This window comes from Rhizobacter sp. (assembly GCA_021153565.1).
In the GTDB taxonomy this organism is placed as follows: domain Bacteria; phylum Pseudomonadota; class Gammaproteobacteria; order Burkholderiales; family Burkholderiaceae_C; genus Albitalea.
In genome coordinates, this window is sequence record JAJKJU010000368.1 from 1 (window position 1) to 6,626 (window position 6,626).

Sequence of the window (6,626 nt, forward strand, 5' to 3'; positions counted from 1 at the left end):
CCCCTGCTCGTCGTTGCAAATGCTCGCCATAGCCCGGGCTATGGCTGCGCTTTGCGCCTAGATCAGGTGCCTTTTGACGTGCTGCTCGGACACGCTCGAAAAACTCTCAGCCTCTGAGGTGAGACTTGCAAATGGTTCGCGGACGAGAGCCAAGCGTTCAACGCCGCCCAGAACAATGATTTTCGAATGAACAAAGAACCTGATCTCTTTGACAAACCAGCATCGCCCGATGACGCGATCGCGCTCGCGCAATACGCCGAGCGCGCCTACCTCGAATACGCTTTGAGCGTTGTGAAGGGCCGTGCGCTGCCCGACGTATGCGACGGCCAGAAGCCGGTTCAGCGGCGCATCCTGTTCGCCATGGAGCGCATGGGCCTGAGCTTCACCGGCAACGTTGGTGCCAAGCCCGTCAAGAGCGCTCGCGTGGTGGGCGACGTGCTCGGCAAGTACCACCCGCACAGTGACCAGGCGGCTTACGACGCGCTCGTTCGCATGGCGCAGGATTTTTCGCAGCGCTATCCGCTCATCGACGGGCAGGGCAACTTCGGCTCGCGCGATGGCGACGGCGCAGCGGCAATGCGTTACACCGAGGCGCGACTCGCGCCGATCTCGCGGTTGCTGCTCGACGAACTGGACGAAGGCACGGTCGAGTTCATGTCCAACTACGACGGGTCTCAGCAGGAGCCGAAGCTGCTGCCGGCGCGTCTGCCGTTCGTGCTGCTCAATGGCGCAAGCGGCATCGCCGTGGGGCTGGCCACTGAGGTGCCGTCGCACAACCTGCGCGAAGTCGCCGCTGCGACCGTGGCCTTGATCCGCGACACGATGTTGAGCGATGAGGAACTCGCGGCCTTCATCCCGGGCCCCGACTATCCGGGGGGTGGCCAGATCATCAGCAGTACGGAGGACATCCGCTCGGCCTACAAGTCGGGTCGGGGCAGCCTCAAGGTTCGTGCACGTTGGAAAATCGAGGAGCTGGCCCGGGGACAATGGCAGTTGGTGGTCAGCGAACTGCCGCCGGGCACGAGCGCGCAGAAGGTACTCGAAGAGATCGAGGAGCTGACCAACCCGAAGGTCAAGACGGGCAAGAAGACGTTGAGCGCCGAGCAGACACAGCTCAAGACGACGGTGCTTGCGGTGCTCGACGCCGTGCGGGACGAGTCGAGCAAGGATGCGCCGGTGCGCCTCGTGTTCGAGCCGAAGACGAGCCGCATCGAGCAATCGGAGTTCATCCAGACTCTGCTTGCGCATACCAGCCTCGAAAGCTCGTCGCCGATCAACCTCACGATGGTGGGTGCCGACGGCAGGCCGACGCAGAAGAGCCTGCGTCAGATGCTGGTCGAGTGGATCGACTTCCGCATGGAGACGGTGCAGCGTCGCACGCGCCATCGACTCGCGAAAGTGCTCGACCGCATCCATGTGCTTGAAGGCAGGCAGCTCGTGCTGCTCAACATCGACGAGGTCATCCGGATCATCCGCAATGCGGACGAGCCCAAGCCGGCCCTGATCGATCGATTCAAGCTGAGCGATCGACAGGCCGAGGACATTCTTGAAATCCGCCTGCGCCAACTTGCGCGCTTGGAGGCAATCAAGATAGAACAGGAACTGAAAGACCTGCGCATCGATCAGGGAAAGCTCGAAGACATCCTGAACAACCCGTCGAGCCTGAAGCGAACGGTGGTCAAGGAGATCGAGTCCGACGCCAAGCAATACGGCGACGATCGCCGCACGCTGATCCAGGCCGAGAAGAAAGCGGTGGCCGAGGTGAAGGTCATCGACGAGCCGGTGACGGTGGTGGTGAGTCTGAAGGGCTGGGTCCGGGCCTTGAAGGGCCACGAGATCGAGGCGTCGTCGCTGCAGTTCAAAGCGGGCGATGCGCTGTACGGCGTGTTCCCGTGCCGCACGGTGGACACGCTGCTCGTCTTTGGCAGCAACGGCCGCGTGTATTCGACGTCGGTAAGCCAGTTGCCCGGTGGGCGAGGTGACGGCCAACCGATCACGACGCTCGTCGATCTGGAAAGCGGCACGCAGCCATCGCACTACTTTTCCGGCAGTGCGGAACGTACGCTCCTGCTCGCCAACACAGGCGGCTTCGGTCTGCTGGCACGTGTGGGCGACCTCGTGTCACGCCAGCGCGGCGGCAAGTCCTTCCTCAGTCTCGAAGCGGACGACAAGCCGCTGCCGCCAAGCTTGGCGGACAGCGCCACCAAGGTCGCCTGCCTGACCTTGCAAGGCCGGTTGCTGGTCTTCGGCCTCGACGAACTCAAGCTGCAGCCCAACGGCGGCCGCGGTTTGACCCTGATCGACCTGGAAGCCAAGGACCCATTGGTAAGCGTTGCCGCTTTCACCGACACGCTTCAGGTGCTGGGTACCGGCCGCGGCGGTGCGAAAGAAAAGGACGAGACCATCCGGGGCGCGGCCCTTGCCGACTATGAAGGCAAGCGAGCACGCAAAGGCAAGAAGCAGGATGTGATGGTGAAGGCAATGCGGGTGCTGCCTGGAAGCAAGGGATGATGTTCATGCGGGCGCGCAGGTGGGACACCACTTGTTGCAAGAGTCCATCGCATGCTTGCGGTAGAGGCTGGCCACGGCTTCCGTCCGGCGCCGTCAGCCATTACCTCGGCCTCGAGCTTAATTTTGCAGGGCCGACTCTATAATCCGGCCCAACGCGGGTGTAGTTCAATGGTAGAACGGCAGCTTCCCAAGCTTCATACGAGGGTTCGATTCCCTTCACCCGCTCCAGCATGACGCCCGGTAAACCCGGGCTTTTTTCATTTACTGGGGACTTCCAGGGGACTTTTCGCGGAAGCCGCCGAGCCGCTGAGCGCGTCCTCCATGCGCTGCATCTCGATCGCGTCCTGCTCGCCGTCGAGCCACTTGCTATAGGTGCGCAGGAAAACCTCGACGCTGTGGCCGAGTTGTTTGGCGCAGAACGCCGGCCCCATGCCCGCCATGAGCATCATGGTGGCGTAGGTGTGGCGCGTGTTGTAGGGTGGCCGGTGGCGGATGCCCAGGCGCTTCAGCGTCGGCATCCAATACCAGCGGAACTTCGGCTCGCCGCCCCCATCGCTCATCGTCGCGTGGGTCATGGAAGACGTGTTTGCCGGCCATGAACGTGTGTGCCTTCTGCGCCTTCAGCGCTTCGAGCGCTCGGCTGTTCAGAAAGACGGTGCGGGCCGTGTTCGTCTTGGTGCTTGCCTTCTCGATGCTGCTGACCACGCCTTCCTGCACGACCATGCTGCTGCTGGCGAATCGATGTTGGGCCAGCGCAGGCCGAACGACTCTCCGGTGCGTAGGCCGGTGAAAAACTTCAAGGCGGTGTAGTTGGCGACTTGCGCCGGGTGCCGCTTCGGCATGTCGGCGAGGATTGCCTCGACCTCCTCTGCGGTAAATGGGTCAACCGGCAGGCGTTGCCACTGCGCGCTCGGCACGTGGGCGGCGGGATTGTCAGGCAGCAGCTTGTCCAGCACGGCCATCTCAAGCGCCTCGCGGAGTACGTTGACCAGGTTGTTCACGGTCTTGCCCGACAGCTCCGGCCGCGCGGCCAGTGTCTTGGGCACGTCGCTGTGCTTGAGTGTGCGCAGCGGTTTGTCGCCGAGGCTCGCCTTCCCGTGTGAGCGCCGTTTTCTGTGATCGAGCGGGCGTAGTGGTCTAGGCCACTTGTTCCTATGGGATTGGGGGCGCTGATGTGTGCGGAGTGGAAACAAGCGGGGGGCGACAAATGAAAACGGCGCGTCCGCTTGTGGGGGCGCGCCGTCCTTGTTGTCGTGTTGGTCCTAGATGCAGAGGGGCCTTTGCCTCAAAGCAAGGCGCCCCTATCACGGTGACATACATCTCAGGTCGAATTTGGTTTCGATGTGTTTGGTGCCGAGGGTTTGTTTTTCTTGAAAAGACCGACTCTGAACGCTTGGATGACAGCAGCAGTTGGTATAGCGCAGAGGGCGCCCGCTGCGACTTCATGCCCAAGCGCGCCCATCCAGATGGCTCCGACAACACATGCTATGCAGACAATGAATCCGCATATTTGACCAACGAAGTCACTACGAAAGGTAGCGCGAGACTGGTAATGAACGATCTCCAGATGTCGGCTCTGGTTCATGATGTTCGCCGCTTGCGCAGATGACTCCATGCTGCGCCTGTGGGCCGATTCTTCTTCTGCCCAGCGAATGAGTTTCTCGGCGGTGCCTGGCAGAACTGCGTCGAATTCTCGCAGCAATGACGGAGGGGGGATGTTGCCCTGATACTCCGTCTTAACGGTGACTGACTGCTGTCTGACTTGTGGCTGCGCCGCTTGTGGTCTGTTCGCTATCGGCTTCTGTTTCATTCTTATATTGGCTGATGGCTGACTTCATATCAAATCCAATCCGATTCCAATCGGCAGCCAAAGCCTCTTGAACTCCGCGTTGAGGAGCTTCGATATTTGCTGGCGGTTCAACGACTGGCGCGCCGTCGAGGCGGAAAAGCTCAAGCGGCGCAGACAGGCCCTTGAGAAACCCTGTTGCAAACGCCTGCCGACTTGTCTGATCAAATTTCAAGATCGCCACGCTGTGCGCACCCCTTGTCGTCTGTTATCGGCCCCTCTCTTGGTGACCAACTTGAGCGCATTCTGACACTCGGTGGAGCGATTGCTAGTAAGGAGTTGCGCCAACCCTGGCAGTTGTGTGCGTTTATCAGGACATGGCTTCGTTTTGTCGGCGGCGGTCCTGTTACATGGCCGCAACTTGAGGGTTTGCCGCTTGTTGCAGCGGCGCCCTGAGGTGCATGTCGATGTGAACCTCAGCAAACAGGCATTCAACGCTGCCCGATTCGCTGCGTTCGACAAGTCCCAGGTCCGCGAGCGCCTGCACGTCCTCATGCACGCGCTTCACGTCCCGCTCGACTCGGCGGGCCAGCTCGCGCACCGCGAGTGCACCCTGGCCCTGCCGCGCTCGCACCAGCTCCCACCGACGTTCCGTCAGTCGCGAGAAGAACACGCCGGGCGACTCGAAGTTGAGGACTTCGCCCTGATAGGTCTTCGCCTGGGCACGCTTGCCAGCGGTGCGCAGCGCGGCCTTCCAATCAGGCTGCAGGGTGATGGTGAGGGTGCGTTTCGTGCTCATGGTGCTCTCGGTTGCTCGACCAATGCGATGAAGTCTTCGATGAGCTGGTCCATCGTGGTGAAGGTAGAGCCTCATGCGGGGGTCTGCGACGCGAGGCTTTGTTTTTCGAGGACTTCTAGTTCTCCTTCAGAGGCTGGGAATGTAGTGCCAGTCGCGCCCGGGAGAATGGGATGTGTAGCGCTTGGGGGGGCAGGTGGCACCCTGCTGTCGAGCCAATTTCAGCTAACGACGCGGGGACTTCTTTGGGGGCTTTTCTGGAGGCTTCTGGGTGTGAAATGGGGGCTCTTGCTACACTGGGTGTTCTGCGAGAGGGCGCCACTTTTGGGTTCGATTCCCTTCACCCGCTCCATCTTTCGCTCGCCGTCTGGTGGTGATGCATCGGGCCGCTGAAGCGGCCTTTTTGTTGGGTCGAGACATGAGTCCCTGAGGTCCACATGAGCAACACCGCATTGCGCGTTCTGCTGGTTACCGGAATAGGCACGACGCTGCCAGCTCTTGCGCCGGCATCGGTGTTCGGGCCGTTCGACCTGCATGTGAGCCCGGATCTCGATGCAGCCACGACGAGGCTCTCGAGCGACCACTTCGACGCAGTAGTCATCGCCGTTCGTACGGTGGATGCGCGCAATCTCTTGCAATGGCCCGGCTTATCGCAAGCGACTGCCGAGCCGGCACTGATCGTGCTAACCACCGAGGAGCCTGGATCCGACCTGGCGACGCAACTCGTTCGCAAAGGTGTGCAGGACGTGCTGCCTCTGTCCATCGATGCGGTCGATGCCTTGCCGCGCGCCGTGCGTCTTGCAATCGAGCGCAAGGGCCAGGAGCGGCTGTTGCGCAAGGCCTACGCCACCGACCTGATGACGGGCCTGCCCAACCAGAGCCAGCTCATCGAACACATGAATCAGTTGATCGCCCTGATCGAACGGGAGCCTGCGCCGATGGCCTTGCTGGCCCTGCGAGTCGAAGGGATCGCGAGTGCTGAGGCGCGCTTCGGGGTGGAGTCAGCCAATGTGCTGCGCCGAAAGATTGCCGTGCGGTTGCGTGTGGGTGTGCGGGCGAGCGACGTGGTCGCATCGCTTGGCACGGATTCATTCGCCGTGCTGCTTCCGAAGATTCAAGACCCGCAGGATGCGGATCGTGTGGCGGCCAAGTTGTCGGCTGCGCTGCATCCTCCGTTCGCGATGTCGGGCAGCGAGATTGCGATTGCGGTTGCGTCCGGCGTGGCTCATTACCCGCAGGACGGGAAGGACGCCACGACCTTGCTGCGCCGCGCCGCAGGCCTTGCCGCATCGTCGCCAGCCCAGGGCCGTGGCGGATTCGCGAATCGCGCCGAAGGCAACGAGGGCGCGGCGAATGATCCGTCGTGAACATCGTCGCCTTGACGCAAGTACCCCCTCACCCCAACCCTCTCCCCCGAATACGGTGGAGAGGGAGTGCTGAAACGGCGAAGCAGGTGGATGTCGAGCGGCTCGTCGAACTGTTCCCCGAATTCGGTGGAGACGCAGCGATGAAACTCCCTCTCCCGCTGGCGGG

General features: G+C 61.8%; 7 protein-coding genes and 1 tRNA gene. 3 read left to right on the top strand and 5 right to left on the bottom strand.

Translation table 11 applies throughout. The features are described from left to right. Positions 1-186 precede the first annotated feature (186 nt). Together parC and AC30NL_RS22590 are read left to right on the top strand one after the other, a co-directional pair. Complete coding sequence (parC, locus tag AC30NL_RS22585) at positions 187-2,511, top strand: DNA topoisomerase IV subunit A (protein WP_489466228.1); 2,325 nt, start codon at positions 187-189, stop codon at positions 2,509-2,511. Between the two features lie 154 nt (positions 2,512-2,665). Continuing rightward, positions 2,666-2,739: transfer RNA gene (locus AC30NL_RS22590), tRNA-Gly, on the top strand. A gap of 29 nt (positions 2,740-2,768) precedes the next feature. Here AC30NL_RS22590 and AC30NL_RS22595 read toward each other — a convergent pair. The 5 genes from AC30NL_RS22595 to AC30NL_RS22615 all read right to left on the bottom strand — a co-directional run bounded on the left by AC30NL_RS22595 (position 2,769) and on the right by AC30NL_RS22615 (position 5,096). Then, on the bottom strand, positions 2,769-3,086 hold the full coding sequence (locus AC30NL_RS22595) for a site-specific integrase (protein ID WP_489466229.1): 318 nt from the start codon (positions 3,084-3,086) through the stop codon (positions 2,769-2,771). Positions 3,087-3,155: 69 nt separating this feature from the next. After that, positions 3,156-3,557, bottom strand: coding sequence for a hypothetical protein (locus tag AC30NL_RS22600; RefSeq protein ID WP_489466230.1), 402 nt, complete (start codon positions 3,555-3,557; stop codon positions 3,156-3,158). A 275-nt stretch (positions 3,558-3,832) separates the two neighbouring features. Further along, entirely contained in the window at positions 3,833-4,321 is a 489-nt protein-coding gene (locus tag AC30NL_RS22605) for a DUF2335 domain-containing protein (protein WP_489466231.1), read from the bottom strand. Beyond that, complete coding sequence (locus AC30NL_RS22610; protein WP_489466232.1) at positions 4,248-4,541, bottom strand: hypothetical protein; 294 nt, start codon at positions 4,539-4,541, stop codon at positions 4,248-4,250. The genes AC30NL_RS22605 and AC30NL_RS22610 overlap by 74 nt, the downstream gene beginning before the upstream one ends. Before the next feature lie 162 nt (positions 4,542-4,703). Next, positions 4,704-5,096: an HVO_A0114 family putative DNA-binding protein gene (locus tag AC30NL_RS22615; RefSeq protein ID WP_489466233.1), complete on the bottom strand. Its 393-nt coding sequence runs from the start codon at positions 5,094-5,096 to the stop codon at positions 4,704-4,706. Between the two features lie 434 nt (positions 5,097-5,530). Here AC30NL_RS22615 and AC30NL_RS22620 point away from each other — a divergent pair, with 434 nt between their 5' ends. Further along, positions 5,531-6,460 carry a GGDEF domain-containing protein gene (locus AC30NL_RS22620; RefSeq protein WP_489466234.1) on the top strand — a complete coding sequence of 310 codons (930 nt, stop codon included), beginning with the start codon at positions 5,531-5,533 and terminating at the stop codon, positions 6,458-6,460. Positions 6,461-6,626 lie beyond the last annotated feature (166 nt).

What these genes read in the sequence shown, in the direction of transcription:
- AC30NL_RS22620 (WP_489466234.1), top strand. Translation starts at nt 5,531, where the DNA reads ATGAGCAACACCGCATTGCGCGTTCTGCTGGTTACCGGAATAGGCACG.
- AC30NL_RS22595 (WP_489466229.1), bottom strand. Translation starts at nt 3,086, where the DNA reads ATGACCCACGCGACGATGAGCGATGGGGGCGGCGAGCCGAAGTTCCGC.
- AC30NL_RS22605 (WP_489466231.1), bottom strand. Translation starts at nt 4,321, where the DNA reads ATGAAACAGAAGCCGATAGCGAACAGACCACAAGCGGCGCAGCCACAA.
- parC (WP_489466228.1), top strand. Translation starts at nt 187, where the DNA reads ATGAACAAAGAACCTGATCTCTTTGACAAACCAGCATCGCCCGATGAC.
- AC30NL_RS22615 (WP_489466233.1), bottom strand. Translation starts at nt 5,096, where the DNA reads ATGAGCACGAAACGCACCCTCACCATCACCCTGCAGCCTGATTGGAAG.